Here is a 25,842-nt window from a genome sequence, read left to right on the forward strand (position 1 = left end):
CCTAAAGGAGACAGTTGTGATCGCGTTGTGGGACACCACGGCGACCGAGGTCGTCAAGGCGCTCGCCTCCGAGCGGCACAGTTCGGGCGGCCTCACCAGTGGGCTCGCGCTCAACCTGGTGGTGATCGTCGACGAGAAGGGCGAGCGGGAGGCCGAGGCCGCGCTGACGCACGCCGCGCAGCAACACCCCTGCCGGCTGCTGATCGTGGTCCGCCGCGACAGCGACCAGACCGCGCCGCGCCTCGACGCCGAGATCGTCGTCGGTGGACGGCTCGGCCCGTGCGAGGCCGTCGTCATGCGGGTCTACGGGCCGCTCGTCGAGCACGCCGAGTCGGTCGTCATGCCGCTGCTGGCGCCGGACGTGCCGGTGGTGACGTGCTGGTTCGTGTCGCCTCCGGTGCACACGTCGGCCGACCCGCTGGGCGCCTTCGCCGACCGCCGCATCACCTACAGCGCGCGCTCGGCCGACCCGATCGCGTCGCTGCGGGGCCGCGCGGAGGACTACTCCGCCGGCGACACCGACATCTCGTGGACCCGGATCACCTACTGGCGTTCGCTGATCGCCAGTGCCTTCGACACCGCGTCGGCCCCGGCCGCGTCGGTGACGATCACGGCGAAGCAGACCGACCCGAGCGCCGTGCTGATGTCGGGCTGGCTGGGCGGGCGCCTCGGCGTCACGCCGACCATCGACGACACCGACGTGGTCCGCGACAGCGAGCACCTGCCCGCGATCAAGGCGGTGACGATCACGCTGGAGAACGGCCACGAGATCGCCATCACCCGCGACGAGGGCGGCAACACGCTGCTGCGCCGGACGGGATTCCCCGACCGGACCCAGACCATCAAGGGCCGCACCCTCGGTGAGCTGCTCGCCGAGGAGCTACGGCACCTCGACCCCGATCAGCCCTATGAGGCGGCCCTCGGGCAGTGCACCGGTCACCTGGAGCTGTGCCGGGACGCCGAGGCGGCCTCGGCATGACCTCCTCCAGCGTCGTCGTGCACCGCGACGCCGAGATCCTGGCCCAGGCGGTCGCCGCGCGGCTGATCGTGCGGCTGATCGACGCGCAGGCGAACCGCGGTTCGGCCTCGGTGGTGCTCACCGGCGGCCGGATCGCGGCGAGGATCCACGCCGCCGTGCGGGACAGCCCGGCGCGCGAGGCGGTCGACTGGTCGGCGGTGGACTTCTGGTGGGGCGACGAGCGTTTCCTGCCCGCCGGCGACCCGGAACGCAACGAGACGCAGGCCAGGGAGGCGTTCCTGGACACGCTGCCGGTCGACCCGGCACGCGTGCACGCGATGCCCGCCGCGGACGGCCCGGACGGCGACGACCCGGAGGCGGCCGCCGCGCGGTACGCCGCCGAACTCGCCGACAGCGCCACCGGCGACCTGGTCCTGCCGACCTTCGACGTGCTGATGCTCGGCGTCGGCGAGGACGGGCACGTCGCGTCGGTGTTCCCCGGTCATCCCGCGACCTACGACGAGCGTGACGTGGTGGCGGTGCGCGGTGCGCCGAAACCGCCGCCGAACCGGATCTCGCTGACCCAGCGGGCGATCAACACCGCCCGCGAGGTGTGGCTGGTGAGCTCCGGTTTCGGGAAGGCCGCGGCGGTCGGGCTGGCGCTGTCGGGCGCCGGGCCGGTGCAGATCCCGGCGGCGGGCGTGCACGGCACCTCGGCGACCCGGTGGCTGCTCGACGCCGACGCGGCGGTCGAGCTGCCGCAGAAGTTCCGCAGCCTCAACAAGTAGACGGCGACACGCCAACGGGCGCTCCTATGCCAGGAGCGCCCGTTTGCGTGCCAGGAGCGCGGTGGCCGCGCAGACGAGCACCAGCGGGTAGCCGAAGGCGGCGGGAACGTCCCACGGAAGTGCCGCCGCCACGACGAGGGCCGCGGTGGCACCGGCGAGCGCGCGCGTGACCCACGACCGGCGCAGTACGTTCCAGCCGAAGCGGCGCAGGTCCCGCGAGGTCCGCGACAGTCGCAGCACCGGCTGGAACCAGCACGCGGCCAGCGCGACGCCGGAGAACACCACGCGGCTGACGTGGTCGATGGGGTCGGCGGCGAACAGCGACGTGAGCCAGAACAGGGTGAGGACGACACCGGCGATGCCGAGGTTGCGGACCGGGCCCCAGGACGTGAACACGGCCAGCTCACGCAGTCGTTCGGCGGTGTTGCGGCGGTGCGGGTCGAGGCGCAGCGAGCGGCTGTAGTACTCGGCGCCGACCCGGTCGCGGTCGGCGTGGTACTCGAACTCGGCGTAGGCGTGCCAGGTGTTGGCGGCGTTGGGATCGAGCCGTACCGCCTCCTCGAAGGCCACGCGGGCGTCGGCGCGGTCCTTGAACTCGCCGTGGATCACGCCGAGGATCCGGAAGGCGTCGGACTCCTCGGGACCCAGGCGCACCGACTCGGCGGCCGCGGCCCGGCCTTCACCGAGGACCGGCCACGCCTCGGCGCGGCGGTGCACGGCGATGGTGGCGCGGGCGAGCTCGAAGTGGGTGCGCCAGGAGTTGGGGCGCAGGCGGACCGATTCGCGGGCGGCGTCGAGCGCCTCGTCGATGCGGCCGAGCCGGAGCAGGGCGTCGCAGCGCTGGAGGTGCCCGGCGGCGGGGTCGTGCCACAAGACGATGACGCGTTCGGCGGCGGTGAGGGCCTCCTCGTGCTCGCCGAGCTCGTTGAGGGCGTGGGCGAGGGAGAGCCAGGCGCCGCCGTTGCCGGGGTCGGAGGCGACGGCCTGGGCGGCGTGCACGCGGGCCTCGGCGGGGCGTCCGGCGTCCAGCAGCGCGTCGGCGCGCCGCTCGGCGATGTCCTCGCTCATCGGGCGGTCACCACTGGCGCCGCTTCTTCATGTAGGCGACGAGTTCGTCGTAGACGCCGCCCTCGTTGGCGAACATGGCGACGTTGCGGGCGGTGTCGAACCACGGGCCGACGCTGGAGGCGACCTCGCCGAGGGCCGCGGTGAAGTCGCGCATTTCGATCATGCGGACCTCGCCGTCGCGGATCGAGTCGATCATGGCCTTCTCGGCGGCGCTGTCGCAGAGGTGGACGAGGTCGGCGCCGGAGAAGCCCTCGGTGGCGGCGACGATGCCGGGCAGGTCGATCCCGGCGATGGGCCGTTCGGCGAGCGCCGAGCGCAGCAGCGCCTCGCGGGCGGCGGCGTCGGGCGGGAGGACCAGGATGGTGCGGTCGAGGCGGCCGGGCCGGCGCAGGGCGCTGTCGATGTCCCAGGGGTGGTTGGTGGCGGCGAGGACGAAGACGCCGTCGTTGCCGGAGGCGACCGAGTCGAGTTCGGTGAGCAGTTGCGTGACGGTGTTGCGGATGCCGGAGGCGTGCATGCGGGCGCGTTTGCCGCCGAGGCCGTCGAGTTCGTCGAAGAAGAGGACGCAGGGCTTGTTGCGGCGGGCGGTCGCGAAGATCTCGGCGAGGCTCTTCTCGCTGTTGCCGATCCACATGTCGAGGACGTCGGCGATGGACACGGCCATGAACCCGGCGCCGAGTTCACCGGCGACGGCGCGGGCGATGAAGGTCTTGCCGCATCCGGGCGGGCCGTAGAGGAGGAGGCCGCCGCGCAGGCTCTTGCCGAAGAGCCTGCGTAGCCTTTCGTTGCGCATGGGCGCGAGGAAGGCGGTTTCGAGGCGTTCCTTGACCCGCTCCATCCCGGCGACGTCGCTCAGCCGGACCGATTCGACGGTGATCTCGTGGCTTTCCTCGCCGGGCACGGGGGCGGTGGTCTCGGTGGCGTCGCGTTCGGCGGTGAAGCGGGGCGGGACCTCAACACCGAGTTCCTGTTCGGCGCGCTTCCAGTCGAACTCGGCGGGGGTCTCGCCGGTGGGGCCGCCGAGCACGCGGGCCATGAGCGCGCGGGCCGCACCGGAGCCGGGTTCGCGCTGGAGGGCGGCTCCGATGTGGACGGTCGCCTCGTCGGCGCGTCCGGCCGTCAGCAGTTGTTCGGCGACGTGCAGGCGCAGGGGGACGTCGTCGGGAGCGGCCTCGACCGCGGCCAGGAGGCTGCGGAGCAGGGGCGAGTCGGGGGTGCTCATGGTCACCGAGGATATGCGTCCGGAGCATCGTGGTCATCGGGCTTAAAGCCGAAGGCGTCAGTCCTCGCCGCCCGTGAGTGGGTGCGATAGTGCGAGCGGGTCGCCGCGCTCGCCGTCGGTGGCGGCGAAGATGTACGAAAAGGTCCACATAGGAGACTCCTCGACGAACGGTGATCTCCGCGCGGAGCGATTGTCGCGTCAACATTCGGTTACCAGGGGGTAGCGCACGGGTCTCATCCACCCATAACATGACCCTCAGCATCCATCCGGACAGATGCGCCGACCCGGCGTATTTGCCCCCGAGAAAGAGGACGACCATGCGATCGACCAGACTCGTACTCCTCTCCCTCTTAAGCGGCGCGCTCCTGGCGGCGACCCCGTCGATCGCCTCCGCGGGCGAGCCCGCCGACGGCACCTCGGCGACGGCGACCTCCCGCTCGGCGGCGGTCACCACGAAACAGCAGTCCGACGTCCTGTCCTTCTGGACCGATGAGCGGATGCGCGAGGCCACCCCCCTCGACGTCATCACGGTCGACGCGATACCCGGCATGTCGACCAAGGTGCCCACCGGAAGCCCGGAGACGATCACCCCGCTGGCGCCAACCAACGGCGGCAGCGCGTGGACGGGCGGGGGCGCGGTCGTCAAGACCTCCGGCCGCGTGTTCTTCAGCTACCAGGGCCGCACGGCGTCCTGCTCCGGCAACGCCGTCACCAGTAACAACAAGAGCACGGTCATGACGGCCGGCCACTGTGTGAAGCTGGAAGGGGCCTGGCACACCAACTGGGTCTTCGTGCCCGGCTACAACAACGGCAACCGGCCCTACGGCACCTGGACGGCCCGGCAGACGCTGTCGACGCCGCAGTGGACGGCCAGCGAGGACATCAACTTCGACATCGGCGCCGCCGTCGTCAACCAGCTCGACGGGCAGTCCCTCACCGACGTCGTCGGCTCGCAGGGCATCGCGTTCAACCAGCCGCGCGGTGAGCAGGTCTACGACTTCGGCTTCCCGGCCGCCTCGCCGTACAACGGGGAGACCCTGATCTACTGCTCCGGCCGGACGATCAACGACTTCCTGCTCAGCAGCGACATCGGCCTCGCCTGCAACATGACCGGTGGTTCGAGCGGCGGTCCGTGGTTCCGGACCTTCAACGAGGCCACCGGTACCGGCGTGCAGACCTCGGTCAACAGCTTCAAGTACAACTTCCTGCCGACCTACATGTTCGGGCCGTACTTCGGCACCGACGCCCAGAACCTGTACGGCTCGGCGCAGTCCGCCTAGAACCTGACTCCTCCACGGCGGTGGGGGCCCTCCCGGGCCCCCACCGCTCATTCGTCCGCGGGATCCGCGGATTCGACGCGCAGGATGTCGCCGGGCGTGCAGTCCAGGGCGTCGCACAGCGCGGTGAGGGTGGAGAAGCGCATCGCCCGCGCACGGCCGTTCTTCAGGATGGAGAGGTTGGCCAGCGTCAGATCGACCTTTCTGGACAGTTCGGTGAGGGTCATGCCGCGGGCGGTGAGCAGCTCGTCGAGGTGCACGGAGACGCGGTGCTCGGGATCGACCATCACACCAGGCCGTCCAGGTCCTCGCGCATCGCGACCGCGCGTGCGAACACCGCCGAGATGGCGAGCAGACCGACCCCCAGGAGGACCCACAGCCACGGGAGGTCAACGATCAGCGCGCGCAATGTGTAAGGAATGTAGGCCCAGATCTCTTCACCGGGGCGCAGGTTCATCGACGCGTTGTTCAGCGTGACCCTCGCGGCCCATTCCGCCAGCCAGGCGACCAGTCCCCCGATGAGGGCCAGGCGGCCGGCCAGCCGCAGCCCGTCGGCGGTGTCCCCGCTGAAGGTGTCCGACTGCCGCGCGCGCCGGATCGTGCGGCGGAGAACGAACAGCAGGCCCGCGACGAGGAGCAGGCTCGGCAGCCAGCCGAGAGCGGTGTAGATCTGGAGCCGCACGCCCTCGGGATTGCCGTAGGCGACCTCGGCCGGACGGCCCGCCGCCTCCCGCGCCACGGACTCGTCCTCCATCGCCTGTTCGAGCTGCGGAACGTCGCCGACGATGAAGGAGAGCGGGTTGTCGTCGGCCGTGACACCGGCATACGCGCACGCGGCGGCCGTCAGGCCCGCGGCGATGAGGGCGAGGACGCAGAAGACCGTCAGCGCCTTTTGCAGGCGTCCCAGCCAGCTGGACGACAGCCGGGCGCTCGCCTGGGCTTTCGCCGCCGTGTTCAGGGTCATCGAAGCTCCTTATCGTTTATCGATGCATCGATTTTCGATAAGGCTAGCGGCAGTGTCAAGGGCACGAAAAGCCGGGCGGGTGGTGACCGTCGTCACCACCCGCCCGGCGCAAAAAAAATCGGCCCGTCTACTCTCCGCGCCGTCGGCGGAGGTTGGCCAGGGCCTCTTCCAGGAGAGCCGCGCCGTCGGCCTCGGAGCGACGCTCCATGACGTAGGCGATATGGGTCTTGAAGGGTTTCGCGTGGGGCTTGTCCGGGGGTGCCTCACGGTTCGGTCCCGACGGGAGGCCGCACCGCGTGCAGTCCCAGGTCTCCGGGGGTTGAACATCCATGGCGAACGACGGACGGGTCTCATGATCGTTCGCACACCAGTAACTGATGAACTGCCGCGGTGCCGGTTCGCCACGTTCGATGAACCTTGCCGGTCCGGAGCCGATCCGGGTACCACGAATGGCGTTGCCACTTGCCACGTTCCGCTCCTGTCACAGGGGGGCTGCTGTGCGGGGCGCACTGCCGGAAGACAGCGAAGACGCAGTATGCACAATGCGCGCGGCCCGAATTGGGGCCGCGCGCATGAGTCTAAGTTGATTCGCGCTCAGATGGAAGACCTCAGCTACCGCCGGACTTGAGCAGTACGCCGAAGGCCACAATGCACGCGAGCCACAGCACGCCGATGATGACCGTGATGCGGTCGAGGTTCTTCTCCGCCACGGACGAGCCGCTGAGGTTGGAGGAGACGCCGCCACCGAACATGCTGGAGAGACCACCGCCCTTGCCCTTGTGCAGCAGGACGAGCACGATCAGCAGCACACTGGTGAGCAGCAGGCCGCCGACGAGCGAATAGGCCAACATGTAGTCAGTCCCTTCCTTAGGCACGATCCGAGCCAGCTTAGCCGACGGGCGCGCCGGGGGGTAGGACCGGGCGGGTGCCGACGATCTCCGGCTCGGGGTGGACGTGGCGGGTGCGATTCGGTGCCCCCCGGGGCACGGATCCGGTGGTGGGGCGGGTGAGGCGATCTCCGGCTCGGTGTGCGGCGAACGAGTGCGATCGCGCGGTGGGACCCTGGCTCACGTGGCCCCCGGCACGAGCTCGTCCACGCGGGCGGCGAGGGCCCATCTATCACGTTCCACGACACCACACGCCTACCGCGAACCTCTCCCGCCCCACTGTCCTCAAGCGGTGGTCGGCGCCCGGCCAGGCTTCTTCCGAGCGGTGCGGGGCGTCCGGCGGCGACTCGGCCCTGCTCCGGCCGGCCTGCCCATGGCGCGGGCGGGCACACGTCGCGACTTACCCGCAACCGGCTCGCGAGGGGCACGACCGGTCCGCACGACGGCAGGCGGCGCTCTCCTCTGGCCGGCTCACGTGCGGCGCGATCCGGTGTGCGCGGTGACGGCCGGACACCCGCCCTGACCGACTCTCGCCCGACGTGAACCGCGCGCCGCGACGATCTGGGAAGTCGCGACTCGACCGGCCGGTTAATGACTCGGAGAACGTGAATGCGCGCCGGAAAAGATCGCGCGGATAACCCCGCTCAGCGATCGATCACGAACCGAGTCGCCGGATCAGGGCCGTAGGAAATTGTCGGACCTCGTCCGTATCGTATTTTTTGGGGCCCCTTTGGGCGCGATGGGGAAGCGCGCGATTCGTTCGAACGCGCGCCACCAAAGGCCGTCCACGACCGCCGACTATCGGCGTCTGCCATCCGCCCCGCCCGACACCGCGACGCGACACCATCTCCCCACGGAGAGCCTGCCGAGCGCGGGCGGGGCCGGGGGACGTGTGCGCGGGCATCTGCAACCACTTGCCGGGCGCGGCCGAACACGGCGAGAACCCCGCCGCCATACGCTCGCCCGCGCGCGGAGACGGACTCGCCGCCGTCGTCGAGGATGTCGTCACCCCCACGCCCACCCGCGCCTGGACGCATCCGAGCCCCGGCCGAGACGACGACGGCCCCCCAAAGCGCCCTACCCCGCGACCCCCAGCGCCGCGACGCCCGCCATCCCGTACTGCGGGTGCATCACCGCTCCCCGCACCTTCGTCCCCATCAGCTGAACCGCCTTGCCCCAGCTGATCGGGATCGTCGGCGCCTCGCGCGAGATGCGCTCGTCGAGCTCGCCCCACAGGGCGTACTGCTTCGCCAGGTCCGGTTCCTGCGAGGCCTGGTCGATCAGCGCGTTGATCTCGGGCACGTCGAGCTGGGCGAGGTTGAGGTTGCTCCCGTCCACGATGGAGTCGCCGTGGAAGAGCGTCGGGATCGTCCCCGAGCCGTTCGGCCAGTCGGAGACCCACGCGGCCAGCGTCAGGTCACCCTGCTCGTCCGGCTGCTGAACGGTCGGGAAGAACTCGTCGGCGGGGATGGGCCGCGTCTCGACCTTGATCCCGAGCTTCCCGTAGGTGTCGACGATCGTCTCGGCCGCCCTGCGCAGCTGCGGAGTGTCGGCGTGGTCCAGCCGCAGCTTCTCAGGACAGCGATCCGTCCACAGTTCGCGCGCGGTGGCCAGATCGCCGTCGGGGTTGTCCTTGCCCTTGTACACGTCGAACTCGCGGTAGGCCGGCGACTGCGGCGACACCATGGTCGACGCGTAGTCCCCGAAGATCGTCCCGCCGTAGACGCTCAGGAACTTCCGCCGGTCGAAGGCGTACTCCAGCGCCTGCCGGCAGCCCAACTCCGTCACCTTGCTCGTGTTGATCGCCAGGTACCGCACCGAGTTCGTGTACCCGGTCAGCGCCCGCGCGTAGAGCGCCGGGTCGGCGAGCACCTGCTGGATGTAGTTCCCCGGCACGTTCGATCCCAGGAACACCGCGCCGTCGTAGTCGGTGTTCCCCGCGATCATCTGCTGCGTCGCCAGTTCGCGGTCGACGCCGTACTTGACCTCGACGCGGTCCGGGTAGGCCGGGCGCACGGGATCCGTCGAGGCGTCCCAGTAGGCGTTGCGGCCGAGGATGAGCTGTCCCGTGACCCCGTTGTCCGGATCCGGCAGCCGCGACTCGACGACCTTGTACGGGCCGTTCGCCAGCGGGCTGCGGTCGAACCTGCTCTCCCGCTCGACGCCCAGCGGCCGCGCCGGCGAGAACACCGGAAGCGTCAGCATGTACGGGAAGTCGCCGACGCCGTGCTTGAGATGGAACCGCACCGTCCAGTCGTCAAGGCACTCCACGGCCTTGAATTCAGCGTTCGGTTGCGTGTACGGCCCGGTGTAGTCCGCGTCGACGTCGAGGACCTGCCGCGGGTAGGTCGGCCCGCCCTGCACGACGGCGTCGCCGCCGTTGCGCGCGTCGAAGGACCGCGCGACGCCGTGCCGGACCTGTTCGCAGGTGATGTCCTGCCCGTCCTCCCATTTGAGGCCGTGCCGGAGACTGAACTCCCAGGTCCTGTTCTGGTTCGACGGGCGGCCCAGGTCGGTCGCCAGGTCCGGCGTCAACTGCGGCTCGGCCCCCGCCTCCACCTTGATCGACACCAGTGTCCGGTAGATCAGCGAGCTCAGGTTCAGCTGGTTGAGCACGTAGACCTCTTGCGGGTCCAGGGAATCGAAGTAGGGCGCCTCGTCGAGCAGCGTCAGCGTTCCGCCTTTCGCCGGGAGACCGCTGATGCCCTCGGGCGTCGGCGGCTCCTCGGCGGTGCAGGCGGCCCCCGAGGCGGCGACGGCGAGCGCGATGACCCCGGCGGCGACCGCGCGCCGGGCGGTCCTGCGACGTGGGGTGGGACCGGACTCGGGCATGGTCGAGATCCATCTGTCGGGGGAAGGCATAAGGATCGGTCGATGGTAACCGACCGATCCCGTTGCGTCCCTCGATGAAACTCTTCTGATATTCAACCGTATTGCGGAAGTCACCGTTGTCCATATAGGACCGGTCCGTCCGCGCGGTCTAGGACAGGCGCGCGTGCTCCGGGAAGCGGCAGAGGGCGGCGAACTCGTCGCCGTCGAGGCTCGCGCCGCCGACGAGGGCGCCGTCGACGTCCGCCTTGGCCATGATCGAGGCGACGTTGGTCGACTTGACCGAACCGCCGTACAGGATCCGCACCTGGGTCGCGGTGGCGTCGCCGTGGCGCTCGGCGAGACGCGCGCGCAGGGCCCCGATGACCTCCTGGGCGTCCTCGGGGGTCGCGGTGCGGCCGGTGCCGATGGCCCAGACGGGCTCGTAGGCGACGACGATCCGCGCGACGTCCTCGGCCTTGAGTCCGTCGAGGGCGCCGTCGAGCTGGGTGTGGCAGTGCTCGATGTGGCCTTCGGCCTCGCGCACGTCGAGCTTCTCGCCGACGCACACGATCGGGGTCAGTTCGACGTCGAGGGCGGCCTTGACCTTGCGGTTGACGAGCGCGTCGTCCTCGTTGTGGTACTCGCGGCGCTCGGAGTGGCCGATGACGACGTAGGCGCAGCCGAGCTTGGCCAGCATCGAACCGGCGATCTCGCCGGTGTAGGCGCCGGACTTGTGCTCGGAGATGTCCTGGGCGCCGTAACCGATGAGGAGCTTGTCGCCGTCGATGAGGGTCTGCACGCTGCGCAGGTCGGTGAAGGGCGGGAGGACCACGACCTCGACGTCGGACAGCTGCTTCTCGTCGAGGCTGAAGGCCAGCTTCTGGACGAGCGCGAGAGCCTCGAAGTGGTTGAGGTTCATCTTCCAGTTACCGGCGATGAGCGGGCGGCGGGTGCTTTTGGTCATGGTTCCACTTCCGGGAGCGTTGGTCTGTGGTCGAAGCGGGTGGGGCCGGTACCGGCGGGGAGTACGGACGACGGCGGCCGGGTCGGGGTCCTCCCCCGGTCCGGCCGCCGTCGTCCGTTCAGTCGTCCAGTGCCACGATGCCGGGCAGCGTCTTGCCTTCGAGGTATTCGAGGGAGGCGCCGCCGCCGGTCGAGATGTGCCCGAAGGAGGTCTCGTCGAGGCCGAGGGCGCGCACGGCCGCGGCGGAGTCGCCGCCGCCGACGACGCTGAGCCCGTCGACCTTGGCCACGGCCTCGGCGACACCGCGTGTTCCGGCGGCGTAGGGCGCGTACTCGAAGACGCCCATCGGGCCGTTCCAGAAGACGGTGCGCGCGCCGGCGAGTTCCCCGGCGAAGCGCGCGGTCGTCTCGGGCCCGATGTCGAGGCCCTTCTGGCCGGCCGGGATGTCGTCGGCGTCGACGATCTCGGTGGCCGCGTCGTCGCTGAACTCGGTGCCGACGACGACGTCGGTCGGGATGACGATCTTGTCGCCGGCCTCGTCGAGCAGTCGCTTGCAGGTCTCGATCTGGTCGGTCTCCAGCAGCGAGTCGCCGACCTCGTGGCCGAGCGCGGCGAGGAAGGTGAAGAACATCCCGCCGCCGATGAGCAGCCGGTCGACCTTCGGCAGGAGCGCGTTGATCACGCCGAGCTTGTCGGAGACCTTCGAGCCGCCGAGGACGACCACGTAGGGCCGCTTCGGGTCGTCGGTGAGGTCGCGGAGGACCTCCAGCTCACGGACGATGAGCCCGCCGGCGACGTGCGGGAGCAGCTTCGGCACGTCGTAGACGGAGGCGTGCTTGCGGTGGACCGCGCCGAACGCGTCGTCGACGTAGGCCTCGGCGTGCGCGGCGAGCTGCTCGGCGAAGGCGAGGCGCTCGGCGTCGTCCTTGCTGGTCTCACCGGCGTTGAAGCGCAGGTTCTCCAGCAGGGCGACCTCGCCCGCGGCGAGTCCGCCGACGACCTCGGCCGCCGAGTCGCCGACGGTGTCGGCGGCGTAGGCGACGGGGGCGTCGAGGAGTTCGGCCATGCGGGCCGCGACGGGCGCGAGCGTGAACTTGGGCTCGGGCGCGCCCTTGGGACGGCCGAGGTGTGAGCAGACGATGACCTTGGCGCCCGCTTCGCACAGGACGGTCAGGGTCGGCAGGACGGCGCGGATGCGGCCGTCGTCGGTGATGTGACGGGTGCCGTCTTCGTCGGTGCTCAACGGGACGTTGAGGTCGGCGCGCACGAGCACGCGCCGACCCCGCACACCCTCACTGAGCAGGTCGGAGAGAGTACGCAAGATGTTCGCCCTCTACAGACGCGCGCCGACGAACTTGGCCAGGTCCACCAGGCGGTGGGAGTAACCGGCCTCGTTGTCGTACCAGCCGACGACCTTGACCTGGTTGCCCTGGACCATCGTGCAGCCCGAGTCGAAGGTGCAGCTGGCCGGGTGGCCGACGATGTCGGAGGAGACGATCGGCTCGTCGGTGTAGTAGAGGAGGTCCTTCAGCGGGCCCTCGGCGGCGGCCTTGAACGCCGCGTTGACCTCTTCGACGGTCGTCTCGCGCGACAGGTCGACGACGAGGTCGGTGACCGAGCCCGTCGGGACCGGGACGCGGAAGGCCATGCCGTCGATCTTGCCCTTGAGCTCGGGGAGGACGAGGCTGGTCGCCTTGGCCGCACCGGTCGTCGAGGGGATCACGTTGAGACCGGCCGCGCGGACCTTGCGCAGGTCGAGGGTGCCCTTGCGGGACACCGCGACCTGGTCGAGGAGCTGCTGGTCGGTCGTGTACGCGTGGATCGTGGTCATGAAGCCCTTCTCGAACCCGAAGGTGTCGGTCAGGACCTTGGCCATCGGCGCCACACAGTTGGTGGTGCAGGACGCGTTCGAGATGATGTTGTGGTTCGCGGGGTCATAGGTGTTGTCGTTGACGCCCATGACCACGGTCAGGTCCTCGCCCTTGGCCGGGGCGGAGATGATGACCTTCTTGGCACCCGCCTTGAGGTGCTTGCCGGCGTCCTCGGCGTTGGTGAAGCGGCCGGTCGACTCGATGACGATGTCGGCGCCCAGCTCGCCCCACGGCAGCGCGGCCGGGTCGGTCTCGGCGGACACCTTGAAGCTCTTGCCGTTCACGGTGATCGAGTCGGCGTCGTAGCTGACGTCGGCGTCGAGGCGGCCCATGACCGAGTCGTACTTGAGCATGTGGGTCAGCACGTCCGAACCGGCGAGGTCGTTGACCCCGACGATCTGGATGTCATCGCCGGCCTTGAGGGCGGCCCGAAGGAAGTTACGTCCGATACGACCGAAGCCGTTGATGCCTACTCGGATGGTCACTCGACCCATCTCCTCGCCAGAAAAGCGCCAGCCGGCAGCGACTGGTCGCCTGAAGGTGATCTCGGCTCGCCGCCCCCAGAACGGTCCGGCGGGCCCAGCTGTCAAGCTGTCGGCCTCGTCGCCGCCATGCTTTGCGAACGTTACATCGACATTGCCTGCCGATCACCAAGGACCCTACCCAAGCCCCACGGAGTGGGAGGCCAGGGGCGTGGAAGTTCGCTTCGGGGCCAGGGTAATACGACGGCGGTTCCGGACGTGCGGGAGTGCGTTTCGCGCCGAGCGCGTGGAATCGTGCCGCCGGGGTGGGCCGGCGGACCGGGACTCGCCGGTCACCACGGACACGACGGCGGGCACGCTGGAACTCCCGCTCCGCGATTCCGGACGTGCGGGAACACGATTCGCGCCGCGCGGGCGCATTCGTACCGCTGCCCGGATCGGCGGCCGGGACTCGCCGGTCACCACCGACACGACGGCGGGCACGCCGACGCCTCCCGCGAACCGCCGCCCGGCCCTACGAGACCAGCATCTCCGGTGTCACCGCCGACTCGGTGTCGGGCACGCCCAGTTCGCGTGCGCGGCGGTCGGCGAGGGACAGCAGACGCCTTATGCGCCCGGCGATCGCGTCCTTCGTGAGTTGCGGGTCGGCCATCGCGCCGAGTTCCTCCAGGGAGGCCTGCCGGTTGGCCAGGCGCAGCTTGCCCGCCTCGACAAGGTGGCCGGGCGCCTCCTCCCCCAGCAGTTCCAGTGCGCGCGTGACCCGCGCGGCTGCGGCGACCGCCGCCCGCGCGGAGCGTCGCAGGTTCGCGTCGTCGAAGTTCGCGAGGCGGTTGGCCGTGGCCCGCACCTCGCGGCGCACCCGGCGCTCCTCCCACGTCAGCACCGACGCGTGCGCCCCCAGGCGCGTGAGCAGCTCGCGGATCGCGTCGCCGTCCTTGATGACGACGCGGTCGATGCCGCGCACGTCACGGGCCTTGGCGATCACGCCGATCCTCCTGGCCACACCGACCAGCGCCAGCGCCGACTCGGGCCCCGGGCAGGTCACCTCCAGCGCGCAGGAACGCCCGGGTTCGGTCAGCGAGCCGTGCGCGAGGAACGCGCCCCGCCACGCCGCCACCGCGCAGCACACCGAACCGCCGACGACATGCGACGGCAGGCCCCGCACGGGGCGCCCGCGCACGTCGAGCAGTCCGGTCTGACGCGCGAGGGTCTCGCCGTTCTCCGCGACGCGCACGACGTAATGCGTGCTGCGGCGCAGTCCGCCGGCCGAGAGCACGTAGATGTCGCTGGCGTAGCCGTACACCTCGGCGATGTCTCGGCGGAGACGGCGCGCGGCGCTCCCGGTGTCGAGTTCGGCCTCGACGACGATGCGCTGCGCCACGAGGTGGAGACCACCCGCGAACCGCAGCACGGCGGTCATCTCGGCCCGGCGGCAGCACTGCTTGGTCACCTCGACGCGACTGAGCTCATCCTTGACGGCCGCGGTCATCGCCATTACTCGCCAGCACTCCTTCGTGGTGTTTCCATGGTCGCGGGGTCGTCGGGGTCGTCTGCTTCCAGGAGCAGCCGCCGCAGCGCCGCCGCGAGGGCGTCCGGGTCGTGTCGAGGGGTCCCGTCTTCGCGGGCGACCCGGGCGAGGACGAGCCTCGCTCCAAGGGATTCTGCCGCACTCGCGACCGGATCGGGGTATCCCACGGCGCGTGCGTCGGCGATTACCGCGTCTATTGTCACCCCGTCGGCGTATTTCGCGAAGGCGCCGAGGTGCCCGGCCAGGGACAGGCCTGCGGTCTCGGTGTCCTCGGAGAGGTTGAGGGTGATCAGCCGGCGCGCCCCGCTCTTGCCGATCGCCTCACGCAAACGGGGGGTCAGCAGGTGCGGGAGCACGCTGGTGTACCAGGAACCGGGCCCGAAGATGAGCCAGTCGGCCTCGGCGACCGCCGACAGGACCTCCACCGCGACCGGCGGGTCTGCCGGCGCGAGTCGCACGTCGGTCACGGTGCCCCGGCAGACGGCGACGTTGTGCTGTCCGCTCACGACCGTGGGGCGGCCGTGGTCGTCGAGGACGTCGGCCTCGATGCGCAGCGGGACGCTCGCCATCGGCAGGACCCGGCCGTGGGCGCGCATCAGCCGCCCGGCCTCGTCGAGCGCGGCGACCGGGTCGGCGTGCATCTCCAGGAGCCCGACGAGCATCAGGTTGCCGACCGTGTGGCCCGACAGGGAGTCCGCGCCGTCGTAGCGGTGCTGGATCAGCCGCGCGGCGGCCTCGTCGCCCGACAGCGCGGCGAGCGCCTGGCGCAGGTCGCCCGGCGGGAGCGCGTCACGGTCGATGCGCAGCCGGCCGCTGGAGCCGCCGTCGTCGGCGACGGTGACCACGGCGGTGATGTCGACGTCGAGGCACCGGAGAGCGCGGAGGGCCACCGACAGGCCCTTCCCGCCGCCGAAGGCGACCACGCGCGTCCGCTGGGGGCCGCTCACTCGCGCCCCAGGTCGCGGTGATGCGCGTAGGCCGACAGGCCCGCGTCGCGCAGGCGCAGCGCGAGGGCCTCGGCGATGGCGACGCTGCGGTGCTTGCCGCCGGTGCAGCCGATGGCGACGGTGACGTAGCGCTTGCCCTCGCGTTCGAAGCCGGGCGTGGCGCGGCGGATGAGGTCGGCGTAATCGTCGACGAAGTTGTTGGCGCCGGGCTGGCCGAGGACGAACTCGCTGACCTCGGCCTCACGGCCGGTGTGGTCGCGCAGTTCGGGCACCCAGAACGGGTTGGGCAGGAAACGGGCGTCGAGGACGAAGTCGGCGTCCTGCGGAAGGCCGTACTTGAAGCCGAAGGACAGCACCGTCACGCGCAGGCTCCGCGCGCTGGCGACGGCGAAGAGCTCCTCGACGCGCGAGCGCAGCTGGTTGACGTTGAGGTGGCTGGTGTCGATGACGACGTCGGCCTCGTCGCGGGCGTCGGTGAGCAGCTCGCGTTCGGCGACGATGCCGTCGAGGAGGCGGCCGGAGCCCTGGAGCGGGTGGGCGCGGCGGACGCTCTCGAAGCGGCGGATGAGGACGTCGTCCTGGGCGTCGAGGAACACCACGCGGGGGCGGAAGCCCCGGGCGCGCAGTTCCTTCACCGCGCCGGTCAGGTCGACCGAGAAGGCGTGGCTGCGCACGTCGAGGACCATCGCGGTGCGCCGGGTGACCTCGGCGGAGGACTCGAAGGCGAGCTCGGCCATGGTCACCATGAGCGCCTGCGGGAGGTTGTCGACGACGTAGTACCCGACGTTCTCCAGGGCCCGGGCCACGGTGCTGCGGCCCCCGCCGGAGACCCCGGTGATGATCACGAGGTCCAGGTCGGCGCGGCTCGGTGAGGACGCCGGGGACTCGGCGTCATCGTGTGGTGTCGGCGTGTCCGGCATCCTGTCAGTCTCTCTCATGACCCGCGCGGCGGCATCCGCGCGGTCCTTTCGCGTGGGGTGGGGTGGGACACGCGGGGTGGGGAAGGGCGGGGCGCGGGTGGGGTGACAGGCGTGGGGCGGCCGGTGTGGATGGGTGGGGTGGCGCCGCCGACGGCATACGGCCGCTTCGCCCACCGCGTCCGCCGCCGACGGACCTTCCCGCGCCGCCCCGGTGATCGAGGCGAAGCGCCGGAGATCCGGGGCGCGCGGTGGCGGGAGCCCTACGCCCCCGCCGCAGTACCCGTCGTGGTCGTCTCCCCCGCGTCACCTGTCGCCTGCGGCTCCTCGGCCACCGTCGCCGACGCGGGCCCCGCCTCCGGGTTGAGCGCGCGGTGCACGGCCTCGGCCGTCGAGGCGCCGATCCCCTGGACGCTCGCGATCTCTTCGGGGCTTGCCGCCCGCAGGCGCTTCAGCGACCCGAACTGCCGGAGCAGCGCCTTGCGGCGGATCTCGCCGAGGCCGGGGATCTCGTCGAGCGCGGACGCCGTCATGCGCGTCGACCGGCGCTTGCGGTGATGACTGATGGCGAAGCGGTGGGCCTCGTCGCGCAGGCGCTGCAACAGGAACAGCCCCTCGCTGCGGCGCGGCAGGATGATCGGGAACTCCTCGTCGGGCAGCCACACCTCTTCGAGGCGCTTCGCCAGACCGATGACCGGCACGTCGCCCGCGCCCGCTTCGGCCAGGGCCGCGGCGGCGGCGTTGACCTGCGGCAGTCCGCCGTCGACGACGAGGAGCTGCGGCGGGTAGGCGAAGCGTCGCCTGCGGCCGGTCGTCTCGTCACCTTCGACGGGCTGCGTCGGGTCGGCCGGTTCGGGAAGCTCGGGCGCCTTGCCGTGCGTGAAGCGCCGGCGCAGGACCTCCGACATGGCGGCGGTGTCGTCGACCTGCTCGCCCTTGACGATGAAGCGGCGGTACTCCGACTTGCGCGGCAGCCCGTCCTCGAACACGACCATGCTGCCGACGACGTCGGTGCCCTGGATGTGGGAGATGTCGTAGCACTCGATGCGCAACGGCGCCGTGGGCAGGTCGAGGGCCTCGGCGAGGTCTTCGAGGGAGCGGCTGCGGGCGGTCAGGTCGCCGACCCTGCGCATCTTGTGCTGGACGAGGGCCTGCTCGGCGTTGCGGTGCACGGTCTCGGCGAGCGCGCGCTTGTCCCCGCGCTGCGGGATGCGGATGGAGACCTTGGCGCCGCGCAGCTGACTGAGCCAGGCGGTGAGGGCCTCGACGTCCGGTGGGAGTTCGGGGACGAGAAGCTCACGCGGCACGTCGGCGGACTCGCGGGCCTCGCCGTAGACCTGGGAGCAGAAGTCGTGGACGAGTTCGCCGATGGACATCTCGACGGCCTTCTCGACGACGTACCCGCGCTGGCCGCGGACGCGGCCGCCGCGCACGTGGAAGACCTGCACGGCGGTCTCCAGGGGGTCGTCGGCGAAGGCGACGACGTCGGCGTCGGTGCCGTCGGGGAGGACGACGACCTGCTTCTCCAGTGCCCGCCGCAGCGCGACGAGGTCGTCGCGGAGGCGGGCGGCGCGTTCGAAGTCGAGGTCCTGGGAGGCGGCGAGCATCTCGTTCTCAAGGCGCTTGATGAGCTGTTCGCCGCGGCCCGCCATGAAGTCGCAGAACTCGTCGACGATGCCGCGGTGCTCTTCGGGTGTGACGCGGCCGACGCAGGGGGCGGCGCACTTGCCGATGTCGCCGAGGAGGCAGGGCCGGCCGGTGCGCCGGGCGCGGTTGAAGGTCGTGGTGTTGCAGGTGCGGGCCGGGAAGACGCGCAGGAGCAGGTCGAGGGTCTCGCGGATGGCCCAGGCGTGCGAGTAGGGCCCGAAGTAACGCACGCCCTTGCGTTTGGCGCCGCGCATGACCTGGAGGCGCGGGAACTCCTCGCCGACGGTGACGGCGAGGTAGGGGTAGCTCTTGTCGTCGCGGTACTTGACGTTGAAGCGCGGGTCGAACTCCTTGATCCAGGAGTACTCCAGCTGGAGGGCCTCGACCTCGGTGCTGACGGTGACCCAGTCGACGGAGGTCGCGGTGTGCACCATCTGGTAGGTGCGCGGGTGGAGGGTGGCCGGGTCGGCGAAGTAGGACGACAGGCGCGAGCGGAGGCTCTTCGCCTTGCCCACGTAGATGACCCGCCCGTCGGGGTCCTTGAAGCGGTAGACCCCGGGGTCGGTGGGAATAGTGCCGGTCGCCGGCCGGTAGTCCAATGCCACGAGCGTGAGCCTAACTCCCGACACCGACATTCCGGCCCGGGCGGGGTTCGGGGTCCCATAACGGCTGGACGACCTACTCATATCGGTCTATTCGGCCCCGTACCGGCATTCGGGTCCGTTAGCGTGACGTCAGTCCCTCGCGTGTCCACCTGTCCGCCTCCGAGCGGAGGATCCATGCTCGACGACGTCGTCACCGTCCCGCTGTGGGTCGACCTCACCGCCGTCGCCGTCACGTCCGGGCAGGGCGCGCTGGTCGCCGGGCAGGATCAGGGACGCGAACGCCTCGACTTCATCGGGGTGGTCTTCATCGGCGTCGCCGCCGGGCTCGGTGGCGGCCTCATCCGCGACATCCTCCTGTCGCGTGTGCCCGCCGCGCTCAACACGAACTCCTACCTCGCCACGGCGGTGATCGCCGCCGTGGTCGGCATGCTCTTCGCCAGGCCCGTGCGGCGGCTGGCCCCGGTCATCGTGATCATCGACGCCTTCGCGCTCGGGCTGTACCTGGTGGTCGGCATGACCACCGCCTCGGGCGCGGGCCTGGGCACCATCCCGATGATCTTCGTGGGCGTGCTCGCCTCGACCGGTGGCGGCCTCATCCGCGACCTGCTCAGCGGGGAGCCGATCGCGCTCGTCCAGGGCGGGACCTTCTACGTCACCGCCGCGCTCGGCGGGGCGCTGGTGTTCCTCGGCGTGAAGATGTTCGCCAACACCGGCACGGCCTCGGTGTGCGCGCTGATCGCGACGCTCCTGCTGCGGCTGGCCTCGCTGTGGTTCGGCTGGAACTCGCCGCGGCCCCGGACGCTGCCGGTCGACCTGCCGCCGTTCGGCTTCAAGTGACGTGTGAGTCCCGGGCCCGTACGGGCCCGGGAGGTCTCATGCCTTGACGACCTTGCCGTCGACGATCTTCACCTCGACCGCGGTCAGGCCCTTGGTGGCCGGGCCCTGCACGAGCGAACCGTCGTCGGCCTTGAACTGGGAGCCGTGGAACGGGCAGGTGATGATGCCGTCGCGGGGCGGGTCGACCGGGTTCTGCTGGTGGGGGCAGGACCGGTTGTAGGCCTTCACGGTGCCGGCCGTCGGCTGCACGATGACGAGGTCCTCGGTGACGATGCCGCCGCCGACCGGGATGTCGTCGAGACTCGCCAGGGAGTCGCCGTCACCGGGCACGAAACTGCCGTCGCCCGGGCCGCTCGGCGAGGGCAGGCCGTTGTCGGTGGTGCCGTCCGCCGGAGCGTCGACGTCGCTTCCGCACGCCGACAGCAGGGCGGCGACCGCCACGGCGCCACTGCCGCAGAGCAGCGCGCGCCGTGACGAACGCAGGACCCGGGCGGCGAGCTCGGCGCCCGGGTCGTCGTTCAACTCTTGTGTCATGCGGGCAGATTGCCACAACCGGGGACCCGATGCGGCGCTCCGCCGCGACGAGTCCCCGGCCGGCATGTCAGCCCTTCGCCTTCGCCGCGGTCTTCTTCGCGGCGGGTTTGGCGCCGTTGGCCTTCGCCCGCTTGGCCGGGGCCTTCTTCGCGGCCACGATCTCCCCGTCGACGGACAGGACCTTCCGCAGGAACACGCCGGTGTGGCTCTCGGCGACCAGCGCGACCTCCTCCGGGGTGCCCTTGGCGACGATGGTGCCGCCGCCGTTGCCGCCTTCGGGGCCCATGTCGATGATCCAGTCGGAGGTCTTGATGACGTCGAGGTTGTGCTCGATCACGATGATCGTGTTGCCCTTGTCGACGAGACCTTCGAGGACCTTGAGGAGCTTGCGGATGTCCTCGAAGTGCAGACCGGTGGTCGGCTCGTCGAGGACGTAGACCGTGCGGCCCGTGGAGCGCTTCTGGAGCTCGCTGGCGAGCTTGACGCGCTGCGCCTCACCGCCCGACAGGGTCGGTGCCGGCTGCCCGAGGCGGACGTAGCCGAGACCGACGTCGTTGAGGGTCTTCAGGTGCCGGTGGATCGCGGTGATCGGCTCGAAGAAGTCGGCGGCCTCCTCGATCGGCATGTCGAGGACCTCGGCGATCGTCTTGCCCTTGTAGTGGACTTCCAGGGTTTCCCGGTTGTACCGGGCGCCGTGGCAGACCTCGCAGGGAACGTAGACGTCGGGCAGGAAGTTCATCTCGATCTTCAGCGTGCCGTCGCCCGAGCAGGCCTCGCAGCGGCCGCCCTTGACGTTGAAGGAGAAGCGCCCGGGCTGGTAGCCGCGGACCTTCGCCTCGGTCGTCTCGGCGAACAGCTTGCGGATCCGGTCGAAGACACCGGTGTAGGTCGCCGGGTTCGAGCGCGGGGTCCGGCCGATCGGCGACTGGTCGACGCCGACGACCTTGTCGACCTCGCCGAGACCGTCGACGCGGCGGTGACGGCCGGGGACGACCTTGGCGCCGTTGATGCGGCTGGCCAGGACGCCGTAGAGGATGTCGTTGACCAGGGTCGACTTGCCCGAACCGGACACGCCCGTCACCGACACCATGCATCCCAGCGGGAAACTGGCGTCGACGTTCTTCAGGTTGTGCTCGCGAGCGCCCCGCACGACCAGCTCACGGCCGGGCGTCGGCTGGCGGCGGACCATCGGGGTGGGGATCACCGAACGGCCCGACAGGTAGGCGCCGGTCAGGGACTCCTCGTTCTCCAGCAGCCCTTCGAGGGTGCCGGAGTGCACGATCTTGCCGCCGTGCTCGCCCGCGCCGGGGCCGATGTCGACGATCCAGTCGGCGGTGCGGACGGTGTCCTCGTCGTGCTCGACGACGATGAGCGTGTTGCCGAGGTCCCGCAGGCGCACCAGCGTCTCGATGAGGCGGTGGTTGTCGCGCTGGTGGAGACCGATCGACGGCTCGTCGAGGACGTAGAGCACGCCCACGAGCCCCGCCCCGATCTGCGTGGCCAGGCGGATGCGCTGTGCCTCACCGCCCGACAGGGTCGCCGCGGTCCGGTCCAGGGACAGGTAGTCGAGGCCGACGTCGAGCAGGAACTGGAGGCGCGCGTTGATCTCCTTGACCACGCGCTCGGCGATCATCGCCTGCCGCTCGGAGAGTTCCAGACCGGCGAGCAGTTCGGCGCACTCGGCGACCGACAGCGCGCAGATCTCGGCGATGTTGCGGCCGACCACGGTCACCGCGAGGACCTCCGGCTTGAGCCGGGTTCCGCCGCAGTCCCCGCAGGGAACCTCGCGCATGTAGCCCTCGTAGCGCTCCCGGCTGCCCTCGGAGTCGGTGTCGGAGTGGCGCCGCTCCAGCCACGGGATGACGCCCTCGAAGTTCGCGTAGTACGAACGCTGGCGGCCGTGGCGGTTGCGGTAGGAGACGTGCACCTGCTCCTGGACGCCGTGCAGGATCGCCTTCTGCGCCCGCGACGGCAGCGCCTGCCACTCGGTGTCGAGGTCGAAGCCGAGCTGGTCGGCGAGGCCGCCCAGGAGCTGGATGAAGTAGCCCAGCATGTGGTTGCTCGCCCACGGCGAGACCGCGCCGTCGCGCAGGGTCCGCTCCGGGTCCGGGATGACCAGCTCCGGGTCGACCTCCATGCGCACGCCCAGACCCATGCAGGTCGGGCAGGCGCCGTAGGGGGTGTTGAAGGAGAAGGACCGCGGCTCCAGGTCGTCCAGCGCCAGCGGATGGTCGTTCGGGCACGCGAGGTGCTCCGAGTAGCGGCGCTCGCGATGCGCGTCGTCCTCGGCGAGGTCGACGAACTCCAGCAGCACGATCCCGCCCGCCAGCCGCAGGGCCGACTCGACCGAGTCGGTCAGGCGCTGCTTCGCGGTCGACTTCACCGTCAGACGGTCGACGACGACCTCGATCGAGTGCTTCTCCTGCTTCTTGAGCTTCGGCGGCTCGGTCAGCTGATGAACCACACCGTCGACGCGCGCACGGGCGTAGCCCTTCGACTGGAGCTCGGCGAACAGGTCGACGTACTCGCCCTTGCGGTCGCGCACGACGGGGGCGAGGACCTGGAACCGTGTCCCCTCCTCCATCGCGAGGACACGGTCGACGATCTGCTGCGGGGTCTGCTTCGTGACCGCCTCGCCGCACACCGGGCAGTGCGGCTGGCCGATGCGCGCGAACAGCAGGCGGAGGTAGTCGTAGACCTCCGTGATGGTGCCGACCGTCGACCGCGGGTTGCGGGAGGTCGACTTCTGGTCGATGGACACCGCCGGGGACAGGCCCTCGATGAAGTCCACGTCCGGCTTGTCCATCTGACCGAGGAACTGGCGGGCGTAGGCCGACAGGGACTCGACGTAACGACGCTGACCCTCGGCGAAGATCGTGTCGAACGCGAGACTGGACTTGCCCGAACCGGACAGGCCCGTGAAGACGATCAGCGCGTCGCGCGGCAGGTCCAGGTTGACGTTGCGCAGGTTGTGCTCGCGGGCGCCGCGGATCGCGATCTTGCTACCGGTGATCGCCCCGCCGGAAGGCCGGTCGCCACCGGACCCGGCCGTGGCCGGCCGGGTCGAGTTGATCTTGGTGGAGGTTGGAGTCTGGGTCACGCGCGCACCCTACCGATCGGGTCTGACAGAAATGAGTAAGCGCAGCTCACCCGTTCGACAGTACGGCGCCCCGAGCCCACCGGCGAGGCGGGGAGGAGGGGTGCGGGATCCGGCGGTGAGCCCGTCGCGGCGCCGGGTTCCCGGCATGACCGCGTCGCAAGACCAGGACGAAAGGGAGAAAACAGGTGTTGCACCGGTTCCAGGCATAAGCGATGACCTTGAGAAGCGGGCAGGAAGTGGAAAACCGGGCACGGCACCCCGCCCGGGTTCAGGCGCGGCCGATCCGCCGCCCGCCCGGCGAACCCGCGGGAGTGGACGTGAAAGTCGCCACTCCCGCGTCCGGTCCGGCGATCCGCGGCGGGTCAGGTCTCCCGGCGGCGGGTGGCGGCCTGTTGCCGCTTGCGGTCCTTGTCGCGCTGCACCGCACGCGCCCGCGCGTCGACACGGCGGCGTTCGAAGGCCAGCTCGCGCTGCAACTTGCGCCAGTTCTCGTAGCGCCTCGCCGACAGGGCCCCCAGTTCCAGGGCCTCCCGGACGGCGCAGTCGGGCTCGGTGTCGTGACGACAGTCGCTGAAGCGACACGCCGCGACCAGCTCCTCCACATCGGCGAAGGCGCGGACCAGACCGTCACCCTCCCCGTTGTCACGGTCGAACAGGCCGACGCTTCGCAGCCCGGGCGTGTCGAGGATGACCCCGCCGCCCGGTACCGGCACCAGCGCCCGGTAGCTCGTCGTGTGACGCCCGCGACCGTCGGCGCGCAACGCGCGCGTCACCATCACCTCGGCCCCGGCGAGCGCGTTGACCAGCGAGGACTTCCCGGCACCGGAGGGGCCGACGAGGGCCATCGTCCGGCCGCTGGGCACGTACTCGGCGACCACGTCGAGCCCCTCCCCGTTGACGGTGCTCACGGGGATGATCGGCACACCGGGCGCCGAGTCGGCGAACGACAACGCCAGCGCCGCCGGGTCGCCGACGGCGTCGGCCTTGGTCAGCAGCAGGATCGGGGTCGCGCCCGAGTCCCACGCCAGGGTCATCAGACGCTCGATCCGGCCCGGGTCGGGGTCGGGGTCGAGCGGCTCGACGACGGCGATGATGTCGATGTTCGTGGCGATCACCTGACCGGTCGCCGCCTTACCGGCACCGGCGCGGACGATCGAGGTCTTGCGCGGCAGAACCGCTTCGAGGGTGGTCCGGTCGTCGGGCCACTGCCGCACGACGACCCAGTCGCCGGCGCACGGGCCGCTGGCCGGATCGGCGGCGAGGTCACCGAGCATGCGCCCGGAAAGGCTCGCCCGGACCGTTCCCTCGGCGGTGAGGACCGTACAGATCCCGCGGTCGACACGGGCCACCCGTCCCGGTCGCTGGCCCCGGCGGTCATGGCGCTTGTAGGCAGCGCGGAGCCGGTCGTCCCATCCGAGGGACGGCATGGACAGATTCATTTCAGGCACCTTCAGCTCAGCTGTGTCCGCGCGATGCTTCAGGTCCTGGGCATGGCGCACACATGCAGGGATGGTTCGGGCTCCGTGCGCGTACTCACCCGCACAGGGCCCGGACATCGACGTCCGCTTACACGCATCGGGTCACCTCCTCACCACTCACGCGCGTCGGTACGGACGAAGTTAAGACCATGGGGCGCCGCTTGGCAAGCCGGTTTGCGGAAGGATTGAGGCGTGACATACACAGGAGCAGTGCGCCCGGGCGGGCCGGCCGCGACCCGCGACCTCGACGGCCTCTCCATCACCAAGATCTCGGTCGGGCCGATGGACAACAACGCCTATGTGCTGCGCTGCCATCGCACCGGCGACCAGCTGCTCGTCGACGCCGCGAGCGACGCGCCCCGGCTTCTCGGGGTGATCGGCGCGGCGGGCCTGTCGACGGTGGTGACGACCCACCGGCACGGCGACCACTGGCAGGCCCTCCCCGAGATACTGCGCGCGACCGGCGCGGTCTCCTTCGCGCACGAGGCCGACGCCGCCCAGATCCCCGAGGTCGACCGGGAACTCGCCGACGGCGACACCATCTCCTGCGGCCGGGTCGCGCTGGAGGTCGTGCACCTCCGCGGGCACACCCCAGGCTCGATCGCGCTGCTCTACGAGGACCGGGCGGGCACTCCGCACGTCTTCACCGGCGACTCGCTGTTCCCCGGCGGCGTCGGCAAGACCGCCGGGCGCGCCGACTTCGACCTGCTCTTCGCCGACGTCCGCGCCAAGCTCTTCGACCGTCTCCCCGACGACACCTGGATCTACCCGGGGCACGGCCGCGACACCACCCTCGGCGCCGAACGGCCCTCCCTGCCCGAGTGGTTCGAACGCGGCTGGTGACGGCCCATGTGTGGCGCACGCCACGCCCACGGCCCCACATCGTCCACCCGGGACTCCCCCGCGCTTCACCTCACGGGTACCCCGGAGACGTCTTAGCAGGTCAAAACCGTCCCG

General features: G+C 70.7%; 22 protein-coding genes. 5 read left to right on the forward strand and 17 right to left on the reverse strand.

Features of this window, described 5'->3' with window-relative positions; translation table 11 throughout:
- The first annotated feature begins 16 nt into the window (after positions 1-16).
- Both HNR73_RS17085 and pgl read left to right on the forward strand, forming a co-directional pair.
- The gene (locus HNR73_RS17085; RefSeq protein WP_184788494.1) at positions 17-979 is read left to right on the forward strand and encodes a glucose-6-phosphate dehydrogenase assembly protein OpcA; all 963 of its coding nucleotides are present in this window, start codon (positions 17-19) and stop codon (positions 977-979) included.
- Complete coding sequence (pgl, locus tag HNR73_RS17090; protein ID WP_184788495.1) at positions 976-1,746, forward strand: 6-phosphogluconolactonase; 771 nt, start codon at positions 976-978, stop codon at positions 1,744-1,746. Before HNR73_RS17085 ends, pgl begins: the two co-directional genes overlap by 4 nt.
- A 24-nt stretch (positions 1,747-1,770) precedes the next feature.
- On the opposite strand, the gene HNR73_RS17095 is transcribed toward pgl, so the two are convergent.
- Both HNR73_RS17095 and HNR73_RS17100 read right to left on the reverse strand, forming a co-directional pair.
- A complete protein-coding gene (locus tag HNR73_RS17095) occupies positions 1,771-2,814 on the reverse strand; it encodes a tetratricopeptide repeat protein (protein WP_184788496.1) in 1,044 nt (347 codons plus the stop codon).
- A gap of 7 nt (positions 2,815-2,821) precedes the next feature.
- Positions 2,822-4,036: a tetratricopeptide repeat protein gene (locus tag HNR73_RS17100; protein ID WP_184788497.1), complete on the reverse strand. Its 1,215-nt coding sequence runs from the start codon at positions 4,034-4,036 to the stop codon at positions 2,822-2,824.
- Between the two features lie 317 nt (positions 4,037-4,353).
- Between HNR73_RS17100 and HNR73_RS17105 the strand changes: the two genes are divergently transcribed.
- A complete protein-coding gene (locus HNR73_RS17105; RefSeq protein WP_184788498.1) occupies positions 4,354-5,316 on the forward strand; it encodes a trypsin-like serine peptidase in 963 nt (320 codons plus the stop codon).
- Positions 5,317-5,363: 47 nt separating this feature from the next.
- Here the strand turns inward: HNR73_RS17105 and HNR73_RS17110 are convergent, their stop codons facing one another.
- The 12 genes from HNR73_RS17110 to uvrC all read right to left on the reverse strand — a co-directional run bounded on the left by HNR73_RS17110 (position 5,364) and on the right by uvrC (position 18,936).
- Positions 5,364-5,600, reverse strand: coding sequence for a helix-turn-helix domain-containing protein (locus HNR73_RS17110; RefSeq protein WP_184788499.1), 237 nt, complete (start codon positions 5,598-5,600; stop codon positions 5,364-5,366).
- Positions 5,600-6,277 carry a DUF2975 domain-containing protein gene (locus HNR73_RS17115; protein ID WP_184788500.1) on the reverse strand — a complete coding sequence of 226 codons (678 nt, stop codon included), beginning with the start codon at positions 6,275-6,277 and terminating at the stop codon, positions 5,600-5,602. Before HNR73_RS17115 ends, HNR73_RS17110 begins: the two co-directional genes overlap by 1 nt.
- Positions 6,278-6,404: 127 nt before the next feature.
- Positions 6,405-6,746, reverse strand: coding sequence for an RNA polymerase-binding protein RbpA (locus tag HNR73_RS17120; protein WP_184788501.1), 342 nt, complete (start codon positions 6,744-6,746; stop codon positions 6,405-6,407).
- 139 nt (positions 6,747-6,885) lie between these two features.
- Positions 6,886-7,128: a preprotein translocase subunit SecG gene (secG, locus tag HNR73_RS17125; RefSeq protein WP_184788502.1), complete on the reverse strand. Its 243-nt coding sequence runs from the start codon at positions 7,126-7,128 to the stop codon at positions 6,886-6,888.
- Positions 7,129-8,241: 1,113 nt separating this feature from the next.
- Positions 8,242-9,996, reverse strand: coding sequence for an ABC transporter substrate-binding protein (locus tag HNR73_RS17130; protein ID WP_184788503.1), 1,755 nt, complete (start codon positions 9,994-9,996; stop codon positions 8,242-8,244).
- Between the two features lie 148 nt (positions 9,997-10,144).
- The gene (gene tpiA / locus HNR73_RS17135; protein WP_184788504.1) at positions 10,145-10,939 is read right to left on the reverse strand and encodes a triose-phosphate isomerase; all 795 of its coding nucleotides are present in this window, start codon (positions 10,937-10,939) and stop codon (positions 10,145-10,147) included.
- 118 nt (positions 10,940-11,057) lie between these two features.
- A complete protein-coding gene (locus tag HNR73_RS17140; RefSeq protein WP_184788505.1) occupies positions 11,058-12,260 on the reverse strand; it encodes a phosphoglycerate kinase in 1,203 nt (400 codons plus the stop codon).
- Between the two features lie 12 nt (positions 12,261-12,272).
- A complete protein-coding gene (gap, locus tag HNR73_RS17145) occupies positions 12,273-13,295 on the reverse strand; it encodes a type I glyceraldehyde-3-phosphate dehydrogenase (RefSeq protein ID WP_184788506.1) in 1,023 nt (340 codons plus the stop codon).
- A 511-nt stretch (positions 13,296-13,806) separates the two neighbouring features.
- Positions 13,807-14,787: a DNA-binding protein WhiA gene (gene whiA / locus HNR73_RS17150; protein ID WP_184788507.1), complete on the reverse strand. Its 981-nt coding sequence runs from the start codon at positions 14,785-14,787 to the stop codon at positions 13,807-13,809.
- Positions 14,787-15,767: a gluconeogenesis factor YvcK family protein gene (locus HNR73_RS17155; RefSeq protein ID WP_184788508.1), complete on the reverse strand. Its 981-nt coding sequence runs from the start codon at positions 15,765-15,767 to the stop codon at positions 14,787-14,789. The genes whiA and HNR73_RS17155 overlap by 1 nt, the downstream gene beginning before the upstream one ends.
- Entirely contained in the window at positions 15,764-16,687 is a 924-nt protein-coding gene (gene rapZ / locus HNR73_RS17160) for an RNase adapter RapZ (RefSeq protein ID WP_184788509.1), read from the reverse strand. The genes HNR73_RS17155 and rapZ overlap by 4 nt, the downstream gene beginning before the upstream one ends.
- 260 nt (positions 16,688-16,947) lie before the next feature.
- Entirely contained in the window at positions 16,948-18,936 is a 1,989-nt protein-coding gene (gene uvrC, locus HNR73_RS17165; protein ID WP_239122317.1) for an excinuclease ABC subunit UvrC, read from the reverse strand.
- Positions 18,937-19,110: 174 nt separating this feature from the next.
- Between uvrC and HNR73_RS17170 the strand changes: the two genes are divergently transcribed.
- On the forward strand, positions 19,111-19,773 hold the full coding sequence (locus HNR73_RS17170; protein ID WP_184788511.1) for a trimeric intracellular cation channel family protein: 663 nt from the start codon (positions 19,111-19,113) through the stop codon (positions 19,771-19,773).
- 36 nt (positions 19,774-19,809) lie between these two features.
- Here HNR73_RS17170 and HNR73_RS17175 read toward each other — a convergent pair whose 3' ends face one another.
- The 3 genes from HNR73_RS17175 to rsgA all read right to left on the reverse strand — a co-directional run bounded on the left by HNR73_RS17175 (position 19,810) and on the right by rsgA (position 24,855).
- Entirely contained in the window at positions 19,810-20,307 is a 498-nt protein-coding gene (locus HNR73_RS17175) for a Rieske (2Fe-2S) protein (protein ID WP_184788512.1), read from the reverse strand.
- A gap of 67 nt (positions 20,308-20,374) precedes the next feature.
- Positions 20,375-23,320 (reverse strand): excinuclease ABC subunit UvrA, encoded by a 2,946-nt coding sequence (gene uvrA / locus HNR73_RS17180; RefSeq protein WP_184788767.1) that lies wholly within the window; start codon positions 23,318-23,320, stop codon positions 20,375-20,377.
- Between the two features lie 449 nt (positions 23,321-23,769).
- Entirely contained in the window at positions 23,770-24,855 is a 1,086-nt protein-coding gene (gene rsgA, locus HNR73_RS17185) for a ribosome small subunit-dependent GTPase A (RefSeq protein ID WP_184788513.1), read from the reverse strand.
- Between the two features lie 222 nt (positions 24,856-25,077).
- On the opposite strand from rsgA, the gene HNR73_RS17190 reads away from it, so the two are divergent.
- Entirely contained in the window at positions 25,078-25,728 is a 651-nt protein-coding gene (locus HNR73_RS17190) for an MBL fold metallo-hydrolase (protein WP_184788514.1), read from the forward strand.
- The last annotated feature ends 114 nt before the right edge of the window (positions 25,729-25,842 follow it).

The organism is Phytomonospora endophytica, assembly GCF_014202425.1.
GTDB lineage: Bacteria > Actinomycetota > Actinomycetes > Mycobacteriales > Micromonosporaceae > Phytomonospora > Phytomonospora endophytica.

Bases quoted from the DNA above. Each gene is read 5' to 3' on its own strand.
- tpiA (WP_184788504.1), bottom strand. From the start codon at position 10,939: ATGACCAAAAGCACCCGCCGCCCGCTCATCGCCGGTAACTGGAAGATG.
- HNR73_RS17100 (WP_184788497.1), bottom strand. From the start codon at position 4,036: ATGAGCACCCCCGACTCGCCCCTGCTCCGCAGCCTCCTGGCCGCGGTC.
- rapZ (WP_184788509.1), bottom strand. From the start codon at position 16,687: ATGCCGGACACGCCGACACCACACGATGACGCCGAGTCCCCGGCGTCC.
- HNR73_RS17130 (WP_184788503.1), bottom strand. From the start codon at position 9,996: ATGCCCGAGTCCGGTCCCACCCCACGTCGCAGGACCGCCCGGCGCGCG.
- secG (WP_184788502.1), bottom strand. From the start codon at position 7,128: ATGTTGGCCTATTCGCTCGTCGGCGGCCTGCTGCTCACCAGTGTGCTG.
- HNR73_RS17115 (WP_184788500.1), bottom strand. From the start codon at position 6,277: ATGACCCTGAACACGGCGGCGAAAGCCCAGGCGAGCGCCCGGCTGTCG.
- HNR73_RS17175 (WP_184788512.1), bottom strand. From the start codon at position 20,307: ATGACACAAGAGTTGAACGACGACCCGGGCGCCGAGCTCGCCGCCCGG.
- HNR73_RS17105 (WP_184788498.1), top strand. From the start codon at position 4,354: ATGCGATCGACCAGACTCGTACTCCTCTCCCTCTTAAGCGGCGCGCTC.
- HNR73_RS17095 (WP_184788496.1), bottom strand. From the start codon at position 2,814: ATGAGCGAGGACATCGCCGAGCGGCGCGCCGACGCGCTGCTGGACGCC.
- HNR73_RS17110 (WP_184788499.1), bottom strand. From the start codon at position 5,600: ATGGTCGATCCCGAGCACCGCGTCTCCGTGCACCTCGACGAGCTGCTC.
- whiA (WP_184788507.1), bottom strand. From the start codon at position 14,787: ATGGCGATGACCGCGGCCGTCAAGGATGAGCTCAGTCGCGTCGAGGTG.
- HNR73_RS17170 (WP_184788511.1), top strand. From the start codon at position 19,111: ATGCTCGACGACGTCGTCACCGTCCCGCTGTGGGTCGACCTCACCGCC.
- pgl (WP_184788495.1), top strand. From the start codon at position 976: ATGACCTCCTCCAGCGTCGTCGTGCACCGCGACGCCGAGATCCTGGCC.